We start from the raw sequence: 20199 nt of genomic DNA, 5'->3' as shown, positions 1-20199 counted from the left end.
TGGTACTTTTATTTCTTTCATTTGGAATCCTCCTTTTAATTATAAGAATATTATTCCAAATCTACCACTTAAAAATACATAAAAGGATGTAGTAGATTTGCTTTTACACAAATCTTTCTACATCCTCAAAATTTTCAAAAACTTAGATAGGAGTTTTCTCCTTAATTTTTTACTCTTACTTTTCAATTTCATATAAAGACCTATTTACCTTCATTAATCCATTCTTCCCAAACTTCCGCCTTAAAACCTACAGTTGCTTTTCTTCCATTTCTAACAATTGGTGTATTAATTAAAGTTTGATCCTTTAATAATATCTCTTCTTTAATCTCAGCACTTCTTACATTCCCTAAATTAGATTTTATATAATTCTTTGCCTTAGCATTTATAAGTTCATTTATACCAACAGCAGCTCTAACTGATGATAACTCTCCCTTACTCATACCTTTTTCCTTCATATCTATTAATTGATACTTTATTCTTCTTTCTTTGAAAAATCTTTCAGCCTTTTTCGTATCAAAACACTTTTTAGTTCCAAATATTTGTATATTCATAATTGAGTCTGTCGCACAAACAACCAAATTAAAAACAAATAATTATTGATGTAATTATTTCAGAATTAGTAAAATCAAGTTCTTTTCAAAACTCCTTTAGGAGTTTTTTCATTAATTTTTCATTATTCATTATTCATTATTAATTTTCTATTGTGCGGCAGCACCACTACACCTCACTTTTGATTTTAAATTACATCTATTAAAATAATACCTTAATTATATAAAAAATACCTATAGACTTAAACACTTTTTTATAAGTATCTAGTCTATAGGTATCATTTTAGTTAAAAGCAATAAAGTAGAATCTGTCGCATAAGCAAACCAAATTTAAAATGAAAAATTATTGATGTAACTCTTACAGAATTACTAAAATTAATTTATTTCAAAACTCCTTCAGGAGTTTTTTCATTAATTTTTCATTATTCATTCTTAATTTTTCATTGTGCGACAGCACCCTTACTATATTTTCTTTCTATCACTTTTCTTTTTAAGTAAAGCACTAGTATCTATTGAAGAAGATTTTTTCTCTTCATTCTTAGAAGTTTTATTTAATTTCTTATTACTCTTTTCTTTCTTAGCTTCCTTCTTTATCTCTTCAGTTAATTCAACTTTAGCCTTATCTCTTATTGCTTGTTTTTCTTCTAAAATAACTTTAGAAGCTGGAACTTCATTAGATTTTGAAGTTTTTTCAGTAATACTATTTTTACTATTCTTTACTACTTCCTTTTCCTTTATTTTTTTATCCTTCTTTATCTTAAGTTTTTTCTTATTTAAGAAGGATATTAAATTAAAGTTTAATCTTCTATATGCAATATCTAGCATAAGTAATAAAATTGCTATTAATAGCAGTGGTGTAGTTAAGTTAATCTTCTTATAATCCCTTTCAAGCTTACCTTCAAAGACTTCCTCAGGTTTATTTATAAAGCTACCCTTAGTTTCCTTTACTATTACATCTAACTTTTCTGCATTAGTATTAAACTTATATTCATCAGAATATTGAAGGGCAAAGGCTCCCTTATAGGTATTCTTTACTTCTCCACTTTCTTCTTCTCTTACACTAAAGTTATAGAATCCTAATGATGATAATGGAACTTTTGCTTCAAATTTTCCAGGTTCAACTTGTGATAATTCAAAGCTTCCTTCTTCTCCATTTTCTCCATTAAATACTCCATTAACTTTAGCATCTTTAGATATCTTATCATTATAAAACTCTATTTTAGCTTCATTTCCTTCTTGAGTAATATTTAAATATCCATCTTCTCCATACTTAGGAATAGTAAAGTAAACCATATTTTTAATAAGCTGTGGTCCATATTCCCAAGCTAAATAATTCTTACTCCACTGTCCATTTATATCTGAAGTGAAACTAACTGTCCTACCTATTCCATATTGCATAGCAGCTAATATTGGTTCATCATGGCTAGAACTTAATATTTCAACTGCATTTTCCTTAATAGAAGTTCCTATATATCCTAAAAGGCTTGGAATTCCATCTGAAGTTTTAACACCTGATAATATTTCATGGTTACTTAATATTTTAGGTGTAAATTCTTCATTAATTATATAGGTTCCAGCTGATAATAATACTTCCTTTGCAAATATTCTTGGAATATCAGTATATATATCAGTATAATAACTTCTTCCTCTTCCTATTGATGCTAATTGTGCTAAAAGATCACTATTAGCACCTTCCCCTACAGCTACTGTAGATAAAGTAACATTATTATCATTAAATCCTTGAAGTAAGCTTGCATAATTATCAAAACTATATCCATCTTGACCATCAGTTAATAATATAGTGTGCTTTATCTTTGCAGAACTTTCTACCTGCATCTCATATCCCTTTTGCAGAGCTGGGAATATTGAAGTTCCACCTCTGATTTGTATTCCAGAAATAAGTTCTTTAATTTCATCCTTATCTCCCACCTTTTGAAGTGGTACAACAACATCATAAGTATCATCAAAGGCAATTACTGAAATTTCATCTACTTCTCTTAAGTTTTCTAAGGCCTTCATAGCAGCTTCTTTTGCTAAGGTAAGTTTACTTACTCCTCCACCTTCGGCACTCATACTTCCTGATTTATCTATAATTAAGTTAATACTTATAGCAGGAACTTCATTCTTACCTCTCTTATCCATATATACAGGTAATACTTTTTCTAGTGAAGTATCTTTATATCCTCCAAGAGCATAAGAATCTTCACCACCAAAGGTAATAAGCCCACCACCATAATCCTTAACATAGGCCTCTATATTATCCATAAATCCATTAGTTAAATCATCTCTATGAACATCATTTAATACTATTGTCTTATATTCCAATAATTCATTTAATGTACTTGGAGAAGAACTCGCAGTTATTTTCTTTATATTAGCCCCAGAATTTGATAATATTCCTTCAAGAGCTGTTGAATCTCCATTAATACCATTGATTATTAAAATATTCGGTTTATCCATTACATTAGTAAAGGTGCTATATTCATTATTTGCCTTATTGGTATCATCTGCTGCTTCTATTAATACTCTATATCCTTTAAAGCCCCCTGAAGCTTGCTTATCTTTAAATACAAAGGTATTTTTCCCTTTTTGTATCTTTACTTCTTGTTCTCCTACCTTGTTTCTACCAGAAAATAAAGTAAGTTTTGCATCTGTAGCATAGTTAGATCTTATATCTATTGAAACTGAAAATTCTTCGCCAACAGCTATATTATCTGGAACTTTAACACTATCTACATAAACTTCATTTCCCTTTTCACCACTTACCTTATAAACCTTAAAATCTATTTTCTGCTCATTTATTAAAGGTATAGATTTTAATATATCACCTTGATTTTCTTCACCATCAGTAATTAAAACTATCCTTTTTGAGCCACCTCTTTCAAATAGGCTTAATGCACTTTCTACAGCTTCTTGAATATTAGTTGCTGTAGTTACAGGATTTTCATTTAATGTCTTATAAGTCTTCTTCTTATTTAGTACCTTATCTATTTTTGAATTATCACCAAATAAAACTACTGCTGCCTTATTCCCCGAAGGTATATTTTCAATAGCAGTATTAATAAAATCCTTCCCTGACTCTTCAAAATCTCCAATACTATCAGAGACATCTAAAAGAAATACAGTTGATATATTTCTACCCTTTAAATTAATAGTTATATTTCCAAAGGCTAATATTAATAAAGTAAAAATAACTATCCTACTTATAAAGATAAATATTTCATTTTTACTCCATGGCTTATATTTCTTATAGCTATAGTACATAAAGGCAAAAATTACTGGGATTAATATTAAAAAATATAGGTTTCCTATTTCAATCTTCATATTCCTTGCCTCCTCTAGTTTCCTCTCTTATACATTATCCATTCAAAAGCTACTATTCCCATTGCAAGTAGTATTAAAAGTGGTGAAATATTTAAGCCTCTCTTTAAATCAGCTTTAGCTTTTACTATATTCTCACTTTCACTTATATTACTTATAGAAGTATTGCTTTCTTTTTCTGATGGGAAGTTTACTGAAAATAATTCCTTCTCTTCTAGTACATTTAGCTTATATACTCCAAGCTGATTATCTTCTTTAACTTCATCCCCAGATTTTAAATCTAAGGTTTCACCATTTGGATATGTTAATACAATATTATTTTCTGAAGATATGCCTCTAGCTATAATCTTATCTCCAGCCTTAAAGTTACTCTTATACACCATTCCACTAGAAATCATATTTTCTCCAAGGTCATAAACTAATATAGGGAATTCCTTCTTTAATGGGAAATCACTATCATGAAGGTCAAAGGATAACGCTGCAATCTTTCTTCCATCTACTTCCCCTTTAAATCCTATATAATCCTCATTTATATTTAAAAAACCTCTTCCATAGTAAGGTATTTCTATAGAATTATACTTAGCTGCAGTAAAGGTTGTGTCTTCTAAATATTTAGATACTTCTCCTATAACTGCTTTAGCTTCTCCACCTTCTCCACCAGAAATAACATTAAAGTATTCATTTGAAGATGGATTTATAAATAGTAAACTTCCTTCACTAGGCATAACATCTGGAGTTACATTATCAAAAACATATAAATCATACTTATCTGCACTAGTTAAATTTGAAGTGCTATTAGTTTTATATACCTCTGTATTTTCTATGCTACTAAAGGCTTTTTCTAAGAATAAGTTTTGCTCAGTAACTATTAAAACCTTGTTCACTTTTTTCTTTCCAACTACATGATTATAAGTATTATCTTCTAGAATCATATCTTTTCTAGAAAGCTCTCCCTTTAGAACTTCTGATTTAATAGTCGGTAAATCAAAAGTTAAGGTTCTACTTTCACTTTCTTTAAGTTCTAAAGAAGTTACTGAAAGCAATTCCTCACCATCATAAAGAGAAAAGTCTCCTGCATAATCTCCTGAACCTCTATTAGTAACAGTAGCTATTACCCTTACCTTATCTTCTAAAAACTTATGTGAAACATTATCTATAGAAGCATTAACTCCAGAGTTTGCTAAAGAAACTATTTTTCCATTAACATCGCCTAAAGAAAAGTCTTTATCTGTAAATGCTATAACTTCATATTCTTCTTCTATTCCTTCTCCTATAGCCTTAATGAAGGATAAGCTTTCACTTATATCACCAGTATTATAGCTTTGAGAAATCTCTGAAATTATCTCATTTGAAATTTCTTTATTAAAATCTCCATTTTGAAGTAATTTGCTATCACCATCATAAGAAATAATATAGGTATTAGTATCATCCTTAGTTGAAGCTAAAAACTCCTTAGCAAGTTTTTTACCTTCTTCAAGTCTTGTGCCATCTCCATATTCTGCACTCATACTAGCTGTATTATCTATTAATAAAATAATATTTTTATAGCTTTTGCCTCCAAAATTTAAAAATGGTTTCATTAAACTAAAAATAAGTAATAATAGTATTATTATTTGAAGTAATAACATTATATTTTTTCTAAGCTTTTCCCAAGGTGTATTAGCTCTAGTATTTTTATATACTTCATTCCATAAAAGGGTTGAAGATATAACCTCTTCTCTATACTTTCTCTTCAATATATAAAGTAGTACTAAAAGAGGAATAGTTATTAATAAAAATAATGGCCATAAATTAGTAAATCCCATAACATCCTCCTCTAGGCACATGAAAATAAATAATAGACCAAAGATGCGACGAATGTTTTGTGTAAGACAAGGAAGTAAAGCCGCAGATACTGGTGGTTATCTAAGGATTTGCTGACGCAGTATTACACAAAACAGGCTAGCATACTGGTTTATTATTTATTTGATTGTGCCTTAATACAATACTCTTTTCTTACTAAACTCACCTAAAATAATATCTTCTATTTCCATTGATGAGCTTACACTAATAAATTTTCCACCGTACTTTCTAGCTAAAGATTCAATAGATTTGTTATATGACTTTAGCATAGACTTATACTCTTTAATAATATTAGGTGTAATGCTCATCTTTACATTTTCACCAGTTTCAGAATCTATAAAAGTGATTTCATTATTAAAATCCGGGTTAATTTCTTCTTCAGATAATATTTGAAGTAATATAATATCTTGCTTCTTAAAAGCTAAGTATTTTAAAGCATCTTCAAGATTAGATGTACCTTGATTATTTAGGAAATCTGATATTACTATAGATACACCTCTTGGAGATAAAGGTCTTCTTTTTATACTCTTTGTTAAATCAGTACTTCCATTAAACTCAATATCTTCAAGTTCCTTTAATATTCTTCTAAAGGCTTTATTACCTGCTGCTGATTTCATACTCTCTATTTCTCCACTTTCCATAGTTGAAATATTTACTCTATCTAAGTTATTTAAAGCAATATAACTTAAAGCTGCAGCTACTTTTAAGGCAGTATCTTTCTTACTTAATTCACCATAATCCATAGATTTACTCTTATCTATAAAGAAATTAAATACACCTTCTCTTTCTTCCATAAAAACTTTAATAAAAAACTTATCAAATCTTCCATAAGCATTCCAATCTATTCTTCTAAAGTCATCTCCTGGGGCATATTCTCTATAATCAGAAAACTCAACAGATACTCCCTTAGCCTTAGACTTTCTTCCTCCCTGAGTTCCAGAGGAAAGCTTTAAATTAATATGCATATTGATCTTATTTAGCTTTTTGAAGAAGTCCTCATTAAATAATCTTTCCCCCATTATCTACACAACCTTTAAATCTTCTAGTATCTTATCTATAATACTTTCCTCTGTTAAGCCTTCTGTAATAGCATCAAAGTTAAGAATTATTCTATGTCTTAAAATAGGATAAGCTAAAGCTTTAATATCTTCAAAGGAAACATTTAATCTACCTTCCATAACTGCTCTAACCTTAGCTCCACTTATAATACCTTGAGCCGCTCTTGGACTTGCACCAGCTTCCACATATCTTTTAGTAATTTCTGCACCCTCTTCTATTTCTGGATGAGTTGCAAGTATAAGCTTTAATGCATATTCCTTAACTGCATCAGCAAGCTTTATTTCCTTAATAATACTTCTCATTCTTAATATTTCATCACCTTCAAGAACTGAAGTTAAATTAACCTTATCGTTAGTTAATGTTAAATCCATAATTTCCTTTAATTCTTGAAGATTTGGAAAATCTACATTAAGTTTAAATAAAAATCTATCTAATTGAGCTTCTGGTAATGGATAAGTTCCTTCTTGCTCAATAGGATTTTGTGTTGCAAGAACCATAAAAGGCTTTGACATCTCATATGTTGTTTTACCAACAGTAACTGTCTTTTCTCCCATGGCTTCAAGTAAAGCAGATTGAGTCTTTGGTGTTGCTCTATTTATTTCATCTGCTAATAGAAGGTTTGTAAATACTGGACCTTTTTCAAACTTAAATAGGGTATTATCCCCTTCCTTAACTACTATATTAGTACCTACTACGTCTGCAGGCATTAAGTCTGGTGTAAATTGTATTCTTGAGAATTTTAAATTTAAAACCTTCCCAATAGTCTTAACAAGCTGAGTTTTACCCATACCTGGCATCCCTTCAAGTAGTACATTACCATCAGCAAATATTGCTATTAATACATTTCTTATTATATCTTTTTGACCTATTATCCCTTTAGAAATTTCTTCTTCACATCTTTTAATTTTCTCAGAAACTTCTAATATATCTTTTTCATTTACTTCCATTTTCTTCACCCCTTAGTTTAATCCTTGGAAATATTCTTTTATAAGATCTTTAAAACTTTCAGGAAGATTACTATTATTTGCACCTTCTAATGCACTATTAGTGTAATCTCCAATAACTTTATCATAATCTATTTTACTTCCATCTAAGTTAAATCCATTTTGCGAATCTATACTTTGAGAGTCACCATCTTCATTTTTATTTCCAGTTAAATTTCCATCATTGCCAGTATCTCTTCCTGGAATATAAACTTGCTCTCCCTTTTTATTATCTATATCATTTTCTTCGCCTTCGCTACTTCCTGTATTCCAGCCTTGGCCTGTTCCATTTCCTTGACCTTGACCATTCCCTTGGCCCTGTCCTTGACCATTTCCTTCTCCTTGACCTTCGCCCTCTCCAGATCCGTCTCCTTCTCCAGAACCTTCTCCTTCGCCTTCTCCAGAACCTTCACCTTTATTAGAGCCTTCGCCTTTTTTACCTTCACTATTCTTCTTGGCATTTTCTAATGCTTCCTTCAAGGTTTCAGCATCAAGCTTACCATCTAAAACTGAGTCTGAAGCTGATTCTAAAGCTTCTTTTAAGCTTTCATCCTCCATACCTTCAGCTGCACTTGCTAAAGCTTTAGATAGATTATTTAGTTCACTTGAACTCATATTTCCTAAGGATTTCTTTAAGTTTCCTAAAGCTTTCTCTAGCTCCTTGCTATCCTTTGATAATATAGCTTCAGCTAAATCTTTAGATTCCTTCTTCTTTAATAATTCATTAGTTAATTTATTCAAATCTTTCTTAGCATTTTCTTCTTTATCTTTATTAAACTTATCTAGTAAATTCTTTTGCATATTTTCCATAGCTTCTTTACTTTTCTCGTCTTTTGCTTGATTCTTAGCTTCTTCAAGCTTCTTTTCCATTCTTTCTAATGTCTTATTAACATCAAGCTTTTTATCAGCTTCTTTTAATTCCTTCTTTGCATCTTCAAGTATCTTTTTAATAGCTTCTTTTTCTTCTTCTGATAAATCTTCTAACTTATCTACTTTTTTCTTCTCTTCTTCAACTTTTTTAATATATTCTTGTTGATATTTATTAAATTCTCTTATGTTATTAGCTTCTTTTTTAGCTGAAGTATCAATAAAAGCTGTTAATATACACATTGCTAATAAAGCAATAACTACAAGAACTTGCTTTTTTTCTGTCTTTATCTTTAAATTTTCTTTTAAATTATAGTTTTTAATATAATTTACTGTATCTTTTTTCTGAGCTATTGTTATTTCATCATCATGATTTATAAGCTCTAATGAAGTAGTAACTCTTTCTTTTAACCCCTTTGAATCTACTATTAAAGCAACCTCTTTATCTTTAGGTGCTTTAAAGGCTCCATAAATAATTATTGCTATTATACCTATTACTAATATTCCTATAGTAACTTCCTCTACATATGGAATAGTAATAAATAATGATATCAATAAAATCAAGAAATTTAAGCATAGTAGGTACTTAATACCTACTACACTTAAATCAAGTATAAAGTTTGCTTTAATTCTTTTTGATGCCTTTTTAATAAAGGTAATTATTTCATTATTTAAAGAATTCATAGCTCTACTCCTTTACTTTCTTGTTAGCCTTTACCTTTTTCTTTCTAGACATTTTCTTTTCATTTAATGGATTAAGCTTTCTAGCTGCTAAAAGTATAAATACTGTACTTAGGACTAATTGAATCACTACTGATATATATTCAGAATGATGATATATTCCTGATTGACTTGACATATACATCATATCTCCAAATCCAACTTGATTTGATAATAATGTAAAGAAACCAACTGCTGGGCTTAAATATATTATTGGTGAAAGTTCTACAGTATTCCCCATATATCCACCTCTAAAAGTTTTTAAAAATAGTAATACATAAGCAATAATTAATGTACCAATAAATATAAATAATACTAATCCATAAGTTAATGCTGTAGCAGCCTTAGATGTTTTAGAATAACTAGATACTAATACACCTAAAGAGCCAACAAAAATAGTACAAACTATAAAATATCCTACTAAGGCTAAAATATTACTAAGCTTAACTCCTCCAATTAATCCACAAATTGCATATAGAGGTATTGTACAAACTACTAACATTATTACCTTTAAGGAAGATGCTGATAGCTTTCCTAAAATAATTTGAAGGGGACTTAATCTAGTAGATAAAAGTATATCTAAAGTTTGCTTTTCCCTTTCAGAACAAATTGAAGTTGCTGTTAATGATGGTACTATAAACATTAATAATACTGCTTGAATAACAGCCATAATTATATATAGTGTAATTGACCCTTGCATATTTATTCCTGAAGCATATATTTCACTACTATATGAGTTATAAAATATTAGTGCTCCAGCAGATAAAACAGCTACATATATTAATAGCATTACTGTAAATCTAGGTGTTCTTACAGTAAGCTTACTTTCATTTCTTAAAACTGGATTTATTTTCATATTACTTCCCCCCTTTTATTTATTTTCCTCAGTAATTTGAATAAATACTTCTTCTAAATTACCTGCAGCTCTACTAAAGCTTATAACAGGAATATCCTTAGAAACTAAAGTTTTTAATATGTCTCTAGCTTCCCTATCGCCTCCAACTATAGATGCAGTAATTTTATTTTCATCTACAGACATTTCCTTTACTTCTGGTATCTCTCTTAAGACTGCAATGGCCTTATCTGGATCCTCCATTACAGTTATATTAATAGGGGCAGTACCTGATGCCATAAGCATTACTTCTTCTACAGTTCCTTCACAAACTATAGAACCATTTTTTATTATTCCTATTCTAGTACAGATTTCACCAAGTTCAGATAATATATGAGAAGATACTATTATTGTCTTTCCCATTTCTCTTAAATTCTTTAAGATACCCTTCATTTCATATCTAGCTCTTGGATCCATCCCTGATGCAGGTTCATCTAATATTAAAAGTTCTGGATTATGAACTAAACATCTAGCAAGACAAAGTCTTTGCTTCATCCCTCTTGATAATCCATCTACATTTGCATCCCATTTGTCTTTAAGATTTACTAATTCTAATAAATCCATAGCTAACTCTCTAGCTTCATCTCCAAGGATTCCATATATTGAAGCATAAAACTCTAAGTATTCAATAGCCTTTAAGTTATCATAAACTCCAAAGAAGTCTGGCATATAACCTATTTTATCTTTTAAAGCTTTATTATCTTTAATTGCATCTATTCCATCTACATAAACTTCTCCACTATCAGCTGAAAGAAGTCCAGAAATTATCTTCATAGTAGTACTTTTACCAGCACCATTTGGTCCTATAAATCCAAAAATCTCACCTTTTTTTATTTCTAGATTTACTCCATTTAATGCTTTGAAGTTACCATAAGATTTCTCAAGGTTCTTTATAACTAGCATTATTTTTCCCTCCCCTTAACAGAAATTCTTGGTAAAGTTTCTTGGCCTTTTAAATCATCTACAATGTACTTAACTTTAATTGAGTTATTTTCAACATAGTCAGAAACATTCTTCAATTTTTCATAACCTTGACCCATGTATATTCTTTCATAACTGTCAGTACTATAATTGTAAATATATTTTTCAGATGCATTAGAAGCTCCGTTACCATACCTATCTACACCTTGTTTTATCTTTAAATCTACTATTTCAATATTAGTAGGTATATCAAATCTAAAAACTATTTCCCCATTACCATAAATATATCCATTATATTCATCTACGCCAACATTAGTTGAAGTACCCTCTAATTCTGGATTGAAATATCCCTCTGGGAAATTATAATTTCCATCCTTATCTTTAAAGTCAATTTCAGCATCTTGAATTATTACTGTAGTGTCAAACTTACTAATTGACTTTCCTTCAAAATTAACACTATAGTCCATTGGAATATTAGTAATTGCAATTAACTTAACATCTTTATCTGAAGCTAATTCTTCTGCAGCAACTCCTATCATAGTTGCATTTCTTAAAATATTCTTATAATCTTTACTCTTTAAGTTATCCTTATCATTCCATCTAGCATCATAGTACTTTTGACTTAATGTATCTGAATAAGATTGTAGTCCATAAGAACTTGCTATAGCTTTGCTACTTATATCTTTTTCTTCATCTTTTTCTATATTTCCAAGATCCCAGACACTAGTACCTGTAACAAGTAATAACTTTTCTATATCATATCCTAGAGTGTTTTTTACTTTACCCACTAAATTACCTTCATTAATATTAAAAGAAGATTCTATAGTTGGAAGTACTTGTTCCTTTCCTATAATCTCAAAACTCTTCATATCTAAAGCATCACTGTCTTCAAAAGTAAAATATGAATTATTACCACTATAAGTTGTCTTAACTCTTAATTTGTTACTTATCTTTTCTTCTGGACCACCATAATAGTGATTATCATTAATTAAATAATTCATAGTTAAATCTTCAGGTTTTTCTATTTTTACATCATCTTTATACTTTGTTCCAATACCTAGATATCCCTTTGCAGTTCCCTTACCATTCTTATCAACTTTAATAATGCTATTTTGATTTAAAACAATATCATTTACCCTAGTTGAAGAACCCATAAAGTAAATAACTACTGCAAATACTATTGATATTGTAGGTACCATAATCCAAGTTAAGTCTCTTTTATTTAACTTTTTCAATATAATATATAAAGCTATTCCAATTACTATAGCATATATAGCAAGTACTACTAATAATGGAGTCGTTCCCACTATATTATTTATTGGAATATTACTAGAAATCTCTTGAATTCTATATGTGTTTTGATAAAATCCACCAAAATAATTTTTATTATGAAGCTCACTAATTTTACTTACTAATAGAGTGCTTAAAAACTTACTTGCATCTTTAGATGATATTAATGGTTCTATACCTAAATCAAAGGCTGATACTATAATTTCACCCCTGCCTCTACTAAAAGAATAGGCTAATGGATTTTCCTTTGATCCAGCTTTAACCTTTCCTTCATTAGCTGATAATGATGATGTAATTAAGTTTAAGTTATCATCTACTACTTTAATATTTTGCTCTTTAACTCCTGATGATTTAATATTTAGGAAGTCCTTATTAATATTATTTATAGTCTTACCTTCATTTGCTCCAGCACCTATAATTAATAATCCGCCTCTATTAATCCAGGAATTTAATGTAGTGTAATGTTCATCCTTTAAATTAGCCATATTGTAATTATTGATAATTATTACATCTAAGCCATCTATATTAAGGTTATTTTCTGCAATTATATTTTCATATAGCTTAACTTTTTCAATTCCACCCTTTTGGTCAGGATTTAGTTCAAAACTAGTGCTACCAATATAAGATAAACCTGTTTGATCATCTGTCAATACACCTAATAGCAAATTAGCTTCACTAACTCTTCCACTAGAAACTAAGCCCTTCTTTTCATAGAATACTTTGCCATTTTCAACAAAGTTAACTGATATCTTACTGCTTCCTTCTGACATTTTAATAGGTATAACTACCTTATTAGCTTCTCCTTGAGTAGTTGAAACTTCTTTACTATAAGCATCATAGCTTCCTGTACCATCTCCAGTAACTCTTATTTCTACTTCTCCTTTAAAATCCTTTTCATTGCTTGTAAATTCAACAGTTATAGGAATATATTTTAAAGCTCTAAACTTTCCTTCTATTCCTGAACTGATCCTTACATCAAAACTTTCTTTCTTATCTTCTGCTCTAGCCTTCATATCCATTAATGGCAATGTCATAAAAAATAATATTGCCATAAAAGCTACGATAAACTTCTTTAAAAATGACTTCATGATTTACCCCCTTAATTTGCAGTTCTTTATATTTTAATTCTAGACGAAACAATATAACTTTACCTTAACAAAATCTTAAAATTTCCTTATTTTATTAAAGCTACCTAAATTGATTTTATTATATAAAAACTCTTCTCTTTTCCATTTTAATATATATTGGTAATATTTTCTATATAAGTGTTATTTTTTAATATTTCCTTAATATAATAAAGCAAAAATAATGAAAAAATGAAAGAATTAAAGAATGAAAAAATCACTGTATAAATCTTCATAGATTTTATATAGATATCTTCAGAATAAAGGAGGTTTTGCAATGCAAAACCTCCTTCATTCTTCATTTTTTCATTGTGCCTTAGCACTTACATTCTTTCATTATTTATTTCCGTACTCTTTAATTAACTTTTCTATATCTGACTTATCCTCTACCCATTCTTCTATAAATCCACAATTGCAACATAAATATCTAGATACATTTACAGTTCCTTTTAAAAAACCAGCTGGAATATTATTTCCTACTCCATATACCCCTGTTGTTCCTTCTATTCTTAGAATCTTATTACTACTACACTTTGGACAAACTTTATTATTTTTCATATTATCCCCCTCCTCTTTATTACCATATAATTAACTTTCAGTCTTTTTACCAAGTATCACAATGTTTTTATAGAACCTACTAAAATATCAGATTTAATCCTTAATAAACAATAGATCTATTTTAAATAAAATAATAATTCCTTAACCTATTCTAAAAATATTGATTTATAATCTGATTTTATTTCTTCATTATAATCTACTAAGTAAACCTCTAGATAAATTGAGTCTATGTTCCTAGTAATCTTTACATCTTTTATTTTATTATTTACTTCAACTAATTCCTTAATATCATAACTTCCAACGAATCTTCCATTAGCAAGATTTATAGTATTTTCATCATTAAGCTTAACCTTATAATAAAAGCTTGGATGTTTTCTATTTTTATAATTTATGCCTATATCTACTGATGTAATATCTGAATAACTATATCCCTTTTCTAATGAAGTGATTATATTATGCTGTACAATCTTATCTTCATAGAAAACTGTATACTTATTTAGACTATTTATGAAAATTAATACTATAACCAAAAGAATAATATAAAAAATAATACTAAATACTTTACTCCTACGTTTCTCGTATCTAGTTTTAATTTTGAATATAATTCTAGATGTAATCATTAAAATTACTACTGCTGGAGTAAGTAAGCAAATTATATTATCAAAAACTTTAGTGGCTATAAATAAGTAATCCTTATTTATATAATTTATAAAATTTTCTACTAAATATGTAATTCCAAAAAAGTAGAACACTAATAAAATTACTAATAAGATAAAAATTCCTAACCTCTTAAAAATACTCCCTATAGAGCCTCCTTGAAAAATCCAATCAAACTGATGCATGCTCTTTCCCCTATTTAACCTTTTTCTTTTCACTATTCTGAACTCATAAATTATGTAAAATATTATAGGTATAATTGATTCTTTCTAAATAAATAGAAGATAAAAAATAAATTATAGAAATAAAGAGCATTGTAATTATTATTAATTTAAACTTATATCTTCTCACAAGATTATAAGCTAAATACGGAAATGATATTAAAGCTAAATCAATAATTTTAGAATAGAAATCTATATCCATGTTCTAAATCCTCTCTTCTCTTTTATTAATTAATAATATTTATTTAAGTATTTTATTTTAATTCTTCTTCCAATTTCATCTTCATATTCTAATTAGATTTACTTATTAAATCCTTAACTTTCAATATTACTGAAATTAGTATAAGTATTGCTAATGGTAATAGCTGTATATACCACACTAAATCTATTACTGCAAATATATCATTTAGAATCATTAATAAAATTATTATTGCTACAAGGAAAATAATCTTTTTACTCATACTCAATCCCCTTTATATATTTAAATATCATTATAAGTTAGATATTTTACTAATTTTAACTATTAACCTATAAATAACATCTATAATCATATAAGAACCTATGTAAATAAGTAATTTCAAAATTAATTAGGCTTTAAATACACAAAAATAAACTTTAAAGGAATTATTTGTTATTCATATAAAATTCGAATTATAATATCTTTCTTCTATAGTAAACATACTAGCTTCTATGATAGATAATAATATTAATACAATTATGATTTTAATAATAATTTACCTCCTCAATTTATTTTAATTTATATAAAACTTAAAGACACTTCCTAACTCGCCCTATTGTTTTAATTATAATAATTTGTATTACAACAAAATTTCTCAATATTAATATTAAAATGATTATTAACTCTCTAAAAATTAATATTAGAAATATTGAAATACTTATTAATAATATTTCAAAAAGCAAATAACTATTAGAAAAATTATAAAATATATTTTCAATATGTCCATACATCTTTATCCTTTAAATTGCTATATATTTTACAATTTTTTATAAATACCATTAAATAAGAATACTATTGCAATTACTTCACTTGTTATTAGCCCATATAGAGATGGTATAAGTGATATATTAAATTTTATAGAAACAAAGATTAGTGATAATAAGATTATTAATATTGTACATTGCATTATAATAAATACTACAACTACTAATTTTATATCAACGATATCACTCTCATTTCTAACCTCTTTTTTCCTAATAATAGAATTATAAAAATTTATTAATAATGCTATTTCGACTGTTAAAAGGCAAAGAACTGATGGAATAATTGAAAAATTAAATTTTGATGATAGAACTATCAATAATGACAGTACTATAAATAACATCCCTTGAATTATAGAAAATACTATAACTACAGCTTTTTTACCCATAAAATAATATCTCCATTATTAGATTATATTTTTACTTAACAATAGCATGAACTATAAATTATTTTTACTTTAATGCCTTTAAGTGCAAAAAAATAAGCCTTAACGGAATTATTAGTAAATACCTAAAAGCTTTTTACTATGCTCTACCATTTTATTTCCTTTTCTAATAAATATAACCCTATAATGGGAATAATAAAATATTCCATTACAACTGCTAATGCATTACACTTAATGATTTTATCTAGTAAAATTATTGATATACAACACACTGCACCTATTTTACATATTTTTTTCGTATTTTTAATTAATACTCTTTCATTTATATCTTCATTGATCGTTATTCTTTTTTTACATATAATTTTCTATCCTCAATTCCATACAATTTAATTTTTTTAAATTGATTAAATAACTTTACTATACTTAAAATACTAAATAAAGCTACTACTGAAAATCCAACCCCCATTAAATAATTTAAATTTGAGTCAATAAAACCATATAAAAACAAAACTGACAAACTAACTATACTTGCAACAAGAATACAGTATGATATTAAATAGGTCTTTCTCCACTTTTCATAATGTGATTTTAAAATAAAATATCTATAATCTTCAGAACCGCTAACTTCTAGATTCTTATTTATTGTTATCATTGAATTATCATCTACTTTCACTTCAATGGAAATAGGCACATCGAAGGTTGTTGGCCCTGGAAATGACAACTCAAGAAACGAAATTAGTAGTAGTAACCAAGAATTACTTTCGTAAATATCCTTAAAGAATATCAGATGCTGATCCTCCTTAATATAAACATAATCATCTGCTTTACAATTCACTTTAGGCATAAAGATAATCTCCTTAAAACTATTTATTTATTGAATTTCAAAAAATCTTCTTCAAAATTCTTTTGAACCCAGTTACTTGAAAATGTCTATACTCTTTATTAATTAAATTTATTTACCTTTTTATCCTGCTATCAATACCACTCCAATAAGCATCAGTAAGTAGTAAAACAATGCTGCCAATAAAAGTGAAGTACCATACATTAGAGAATAGAATATTCCCACTTGTACCTACTGACATATTTAATGTAATTATATGAAAATTAAATATTATTTTTATATAACAGACTTTAGATGCATAAAAATAATCTGTAAAAGACTACCCCCTAAAGCTTACATTTTATTCGCTCTTTATTTAACTAATTCAATCTTATCTAATAACTAAAGTAAATTTAAGTATATAAAATGACAACATTGAAAAATTAAAGTTTTCATCATCTTTGTTAATTTTATCATTTTTGGGTCATATGATTTTTTGATCTTCAATACTATACTTTTTAACTTGATTGAATACATTCATTTTTAGTGAAACTACTCTTTATTATCGTCTTTTGCCCAATATTTTACTAACATAAATAAGTTTATCACTAGTAATATTTGAACATAGTATATATTACACTTTATTTTTAGTTATGTTTTACCATATATAATAAGTTAAAGCCTTTTTCTTATCCATTCCTTTAATTGCTTACTATCAATAAAATTATTTCTTACTTGATATATTTTACCATTATTAATAAATAAAATTTCATCAGCTATTTCCTGAGCTATGTCAATTAAGTGTGTAGATATAACTATTCCATTATTATCATCTCTATATTTCTGTAATATATTTATAATATATTCAGCACTTATAAAATCAATAGCTCCAAAAGGTTCATCCATAAAAATATATTCATACTTTAATAGAAATCCTATTATAAGTACTAATTTTTGTTTTGTTCCTAATGAATAAGTTGAAATAGTATCACCAATTTTCTCTTCCATTTTTAAATCTTGTACTAGTATTTTAAAATTTTCTTCATCTAATGACTTTTCCTTTAAAGAAAATATTAATTTGATAAATTCTCTTCCAGATAGATTTCTATACAAGTTCATTTCATCTTGAATATACAATATCTTTTCATTTATTAACTTCTCATCTAATTCTAAATTACTATTTAAAAATCCAGTAATACAATTAAATAATGTTGTTTTTCCTGCTCCATTTATACCCAGTAAGCAGTATATTTTCCCTTTTTCTATTTTAAAAGTGACATTGTCAAGAACCTTTAATTTAGCATCATAACTATAATTTAAATTATTTATTTCTAACATTTATTTTCTCCTTATTTATAAATAAATTAAACAAATACAAACTTATTAAAATTGTTAATAGAAGTAGTTGTCCATATATAAATTGAATTTTCTCTGTACAGAAATATACATATATCACTATCCCGAAAGCAATACTTATTAAAGTAGTATTCAAAATTTCAATAATAATTTTATTACTATTAAACTTATTTATAGATTTTACTAGCCAAAGCTGAATTGTTTCTTTTAAAAATAAAAGTTGGATCATTAATATAAAATAAATTAAAGCTAAGTAGATATTAGAATAAATAATTAGACTTGAAATAATAATAATACTAAAAACAGATAGTACTTTTGGAAATACTATTGACGATAATACCTTTGTTTTAACTTTTATTATTTCATTTATTGTTACTTTAATATTGTAGTTTCTCAAAACTTTATAATCTATATCTATATTTATATTTTTTTCAAAACTCATCCTTCCTAAAAAATAACTAATAAAAATTTGAACAATCACAATACCTAGTGATATCTTACAACTAATAATAGCTATTTCTATGTTATTAATATTGTCTGCAAGGAAGAAAAATAATACGCTTCCACTATTAATTACATTATAGAAACAAATAAAAAGTAAAGTATATTTATTTTCTCTTATTGTTTCTTTTATATCCTTAGAAAAAAAACTTTTCCCAATATTAGAAAAATAAAAGGAATAGACTGTTTCACAATAAGTCTCTATAACTTTTGTTATTTTATTGCTTTTATTATTTATAGTTATATTTTTTATAGAAATTAAATTTCTACCTATTATGTTTAAAAAATTTTTTAAACATTTAATACCCATTATAGAAATCATAAATATTATCATAATAAGTATAATTTGAAAAAAATTCATATGAATTTTATTTATAGTTATATAGTCATTTTTTAAATATCTCTCTAAACTCTCTAAATACCATATAGGTGTAATAAACGATTGATAAACAAATAAAGTACTAATATAAATAAAAGAAATTAAATTTATTACTTTACAAGTTATATTATTTATTACACTTAATAAATATCTATAAAAAATAGCTATTATAACATTAAAAAATATAATTGACACTATAAATATTATAGAGCATATATAAAAAGTATAATTATAATTTGTAAAAACATCTTTAAAAGCTAGTATTGATAGTGTTATTACTCGCATATATATTTTTATAAAAATCATCAATATTCTTAATATTATGTATATATTAAGTTTCTGAGGAACAAACTTTACTATTACATCCTTTTCCAAAGAGTGAAATAAATTTTTCTGAATATATATATGAATAATACCGCTATATAGTAAATTTAAACTAATTATATTAATGATAGTATCAGATAAATAATATTGACCTATTACTAAAACTTTATCTGAAATAATAATAGCTATACTTGTGGGTAAAATATAAATACAAACAAAATTAATAAATTTCTTAATTTTACTTTTAATATCCTCTCCATCAAAAACTAATTTACACCATAAACTAAACATAATATCTCCTTCTTTATGTTAACTTCAAATCATTCATTAATATAATAACTGAATAAGCACATTCTCTACTTGGACTTATATATATTCTAAGAAGTTAACTCAATTACTTAAACTTTTACCAAATGTATATATTTATCATC

16 protein-coding genes are annotated in these 20199 nt (G+C 26.8%); all 16 read right to left on the bottom strand.

The annotated features are described in order from the left end of the window. Window positions 1-200: 200 nt before the first annotated feature. Window positions 201-551, bottom strand: coding sequence for an ArsC family transcriptional regulator (locus GPX08_RS08920; RefSeq protein ID WP_156626461.1), 351 nt, complete (start codon window positions 549-551; stop codon window positions 201-203). A 459-nt stretch (window positions 552-1010) separates the two neighbouring features. After that, window positions 1011-3872: a VWA domain-containing protein gene (locus tag GPX08_RS08915; RefSeq protein WP_156626460.1), complete on the bottom strand. Its 2862-nt coding sequence runs from the start codon at window positions 3870-3872 to the stop codon at window positions 1011-1013. A gap of 14 nt (window positions 3873-3886) precedes the next feature. Then, window positions 3887-5674: a VWA domain-containing protein gene (locus GPX08_RS08910; RefSeq protein WP_156626459.1), complete on the bottom strand. Its 1788-nt coding sequence runs from the start codon at window positions 5672-5674 to the stop codon at window positions 3887-3889. Between the two features lie 171 nt (window positions 5675-5845). Beyond that, entirely contained in the window at window positions 5846-6730 is an 885-nt protein-coding gene (locus GPX08_RS08905; protein ID WP_156626458.1) for a DUF58 domain-containing protein, read from the bottom strand. Between the two features lie 3 nt (window positions 6731-6733). Further along, window positions 6734-7717 (bottom strand): AAA domain-containing protein, encoded by a 984-nt coding sequence (locus tag GPX08_RS08900; RefSeq protein ID WP_156626457.1) that lies wholly within the window; start codon window positions 7715-7717, stop codon window positions 6734-6736. A gap of 12 nt (window positions 7718-7729) precedes the next feature. Continuing rightward, window positions 7730-9304 (bottom strand): pectinesterase, encoded by a 1575-nt coding sequence (locus GPX08_RS08895; RefSeq protein ID WP_156626456.1) that lies wholly within the window; start codon window positions 9302-9304, stop codon window positions 7730-7732. A 4-nt stretch (window positions 9305-9308) separates the two neighbouring features. Beyond that, window positions 9309-10196 carry an ABC transporter permease subunit gene (locus GPX08_RS08890; RefSeq protein ID WP_156626455.1) on the bottom strand — a complete coding sequence of 296 codons (888 nt, stop codon included), beginning with the start codon at window positions 10194-10196 and terminating at the stop codon, window positions 9309-9311. A gap of 15 nt (window positions 10197-10211) precedes the next feature. After that, on the bottom strand, window positions 10212-11135 hold the full coding sequence (locus GPX08_RS08885) for an ATP-binding cassette domain-containing protein (protein ID WP_156626454.1): 924 nt from the start codon (window positions 11133-11135) through the stop codon (window positions 10212-10214). Next, window positions 11135-13531: a hypothetical protein gene (locus GPX08_RS08880; RefSeq protein ID WP_156626453.1), complete on the bottom strand. Its 2397-nt coding sequence runs from the start codon at window positions 13529-13531 to the stop codon at window positions 11135-11137. Before GPX08_RS08880 ends, GPX08_RS08885 begins: the two co-directional genes overlap by 1 nt. A gap of 372 nt (window positions 13532-13903) precedes the next feature. Then, on the bottom strand, window positions 13904-14125 hold the full coding sequence (locus tag GPX08_RS08875) for a hypothetical protein (RefSeq protein WP_156626452.1): 222 nt from the start codon (window positions 14123-14125) through the stop codon (window positions 13904-13906). Window positions 14126-14271: 146 nt separating this feature from the next. Next, complete coding sequence (locus tag GPX08_RS08870) at window positions 14272-14967, bottom strand: hypothetical protein (RefSeq protein WP_156626451.1); 696 nt, start codon at window positions 14965-14967, stop codon at window positions 14272-14274. A 326-nt stretch (window positions 14968-15293) separates the two neighbouring features. Next, the gene (locus tag GPX08_RS08865; RefSeq protein ID WP_156626450.1) at window positions 15294-15464 is read right to left on the bottom strand and encodes a hypothetical protein; all 171 of its coding nucleotides are present in this window, start codon (window positions 15462-15464) and stop codon (window positions 15294-15296) included. Between the two features lie 534 nt (window positions 15465-15998). Further along, entirely contained in the window at window positions 15999-16391 is a 393-nt protein-coding gene (locus tag GPX08_RS08860; protein ID WP_156626449.1) for a hypothetical protein, read from the bottom strand. Window positions 16392-16728: 337 nt separating this feature from the next. Continuing rightward, window positions 16729-17232 carry a hypothetical protein gene (locus GPX08_RS08855; RefSeq protein WP_156626448.1) on the bottom strand — a complete coding sequence of 168 codons (504 nt, stop codon included), beginning with the start codon at window positions 17230-17232 and terminating at the stop codon, window positions 16729-16731. A gap of 651 nt (window positions 17233-17883) precedes the next feature. Beyond that, window positions 17884-18546, bottom strand: a complete 663-nt coding sequence (locus tag GPX08_RS08850) for an ATP-binding cassette domain-containing protein (protein ID WP_156626447.1) — start codon at window positions 18544-18546, stop codon at window positions 17884-17886. After that, window positions 18530-20059, bottom strand: a complete 1530-nt coding sequence (locus GPX08_RS08845) for a hypothetical protein (protein WP_156626446.1) — start codon at window positions 20057-20059, stop codon at window positions 18530-18532. The genes GPX08_RS08850 and GPX08_RS08845 overlap by 17 nt, the downstream gene beginning before the upstream one ends. Window positions 20060-20199 lie beyond the last annotated feature (140 nt).

Origin of the sequence: Clostridium tertium, from assembly GCF_902652255.1 — a bacterium.
In the GTDB taxonomy this organism is placed as follows: Bacteria; Bacillota; Clostridia; order Clostridiales; family Clostridiaceae; genus Clostridium; species Clostridium tertium_A.
The sequence above is the reverse complement of the archived record's forward strand: the minus strand, read 5'-3'. Positions and strand labels throughout refer to the sequence as shown.

What these genes read in the sequence shown, in the direction of transcription:
- GPX08_RS08920 (WP_156626461.1), bottom strand. Translation starts at nt 551, where the DNA reads ATGAATATACAAATATTTGGAACTAAAAAGTGTTTTGATACGAAAAAG.
- GPX08_RS08915 (WP_156626460.1), bottom strand. Translation starts at nt 3,872, where the DNA reads ATGAAGATTGAAATAGGAAACCTATATTTTTTAATATTAATCCCAGTA.
- GPX08_RS08910 (WP_156626459.1), bottom strand. Translation starts at nt 5,674, where the DNA reads ATGGGATTTACTAATTTATGGCCATTATTTTTATTAATAACTATTCCT.
- GPX08_RS08905 (WP_156626458.1), bottom strand. Translation starts at nt 6,730, where the DNA reads ATGGGGGAAAGATTATTTAATGAGGACTTCTTCAAAAAGCTAAATAAG.
- GPX08_RS08900 (WP_156626457.1), bottom strand. Translation starts at nt 7,717, where the DNA reads ATGGAAGTAAATGAAAAAGATATATTAGAAGTTTCTGAGAAAATTAAA.
- GPX08_RS08895 (WP_156626456.1), bottom strand. Translation starts at nt 9,304, where the DNA reads ATGAATTCTTTAAATAATGAAATAATTACCTTTATTAAAAAGGCATCA.
- GPX08_RS08890 (WP_156626455.1), bottom strand. Translation starts at nt 10,196, where the DNA reads ATGAAAATAAATCCAGTTTTAAGAAATGAAAGTAAGCTTACTGTAAGA.
- GPX08_RS08885 (WP_156626454.1), bottom strand. Translation starts at nt 11,135, where the DNA reads ATGCTAGTTATAAAGAACCTTGAGAAATCTTATGGTAACTTCAAAGCA.
- GPX08_RS08880 (WP_156626453.1), bottom strand. Translation starts at nt 13,531, where the DNA reads ATGAAGTCATTTTTAAAGAAGTTTATCGTAGCTTTTATGGCAATATTA.
- GPX08_RS08875 (WP_156626452.1), bottom strand. Translation starts at nt 14,125, where the DNA reads ATGAAAAATAATAAAGTTTGTCCAAAGTGTAGTAGTAATAAGATTCTA.
- GPX08_RS08870 (WP_156626451.1), bottom strand. Translation starts at nt 14,967, where the DNA reads ATGCATCAGTTTGATTGGATTTTTCAAGGAGGCTCTATAGGGAGTATT.
- GPX08_RS08865 (WP_156626450.1), bottom strand. Translation starts at nt 15,464, where the DNA reads ATGAGTAAAAAGATTATTTTCCTTGTAGCAATAATAATTTTATTAATG.
- GPX08_RS08860 (WP_156626449.1), bottom strand. Translation starts at nt 16,391, where the DNA reads ATGGGTAAAAAAGCTGTAGTTATAGTATTTTCTATAATTCAAGGGATG.
- GPX08_RS08855 (WP_156626448.1), bottom strand. Translation starts at nt 17,232, where the DNA reads ATGCCTAAAGTGAATTGTAAAGCAGATGATTATGTTTATATTAAGGAG.
- GPX08_RS08850 (WP_156626447.1), bottom strand. Translation starts at nt 18,546, where the DNA reads ATGTTAGAAATAAATAATTTAAATTATAGTTATGATGCTAAATTAAAG.
- GPX08_RS08845 (WP_156626446.1), bottom strand. Translation starts at nt 20,059, where the DNA reads ATGTTTAGTTTATGGTGTAAATTAGTTTTTGATGGAGAGGATATTAAA.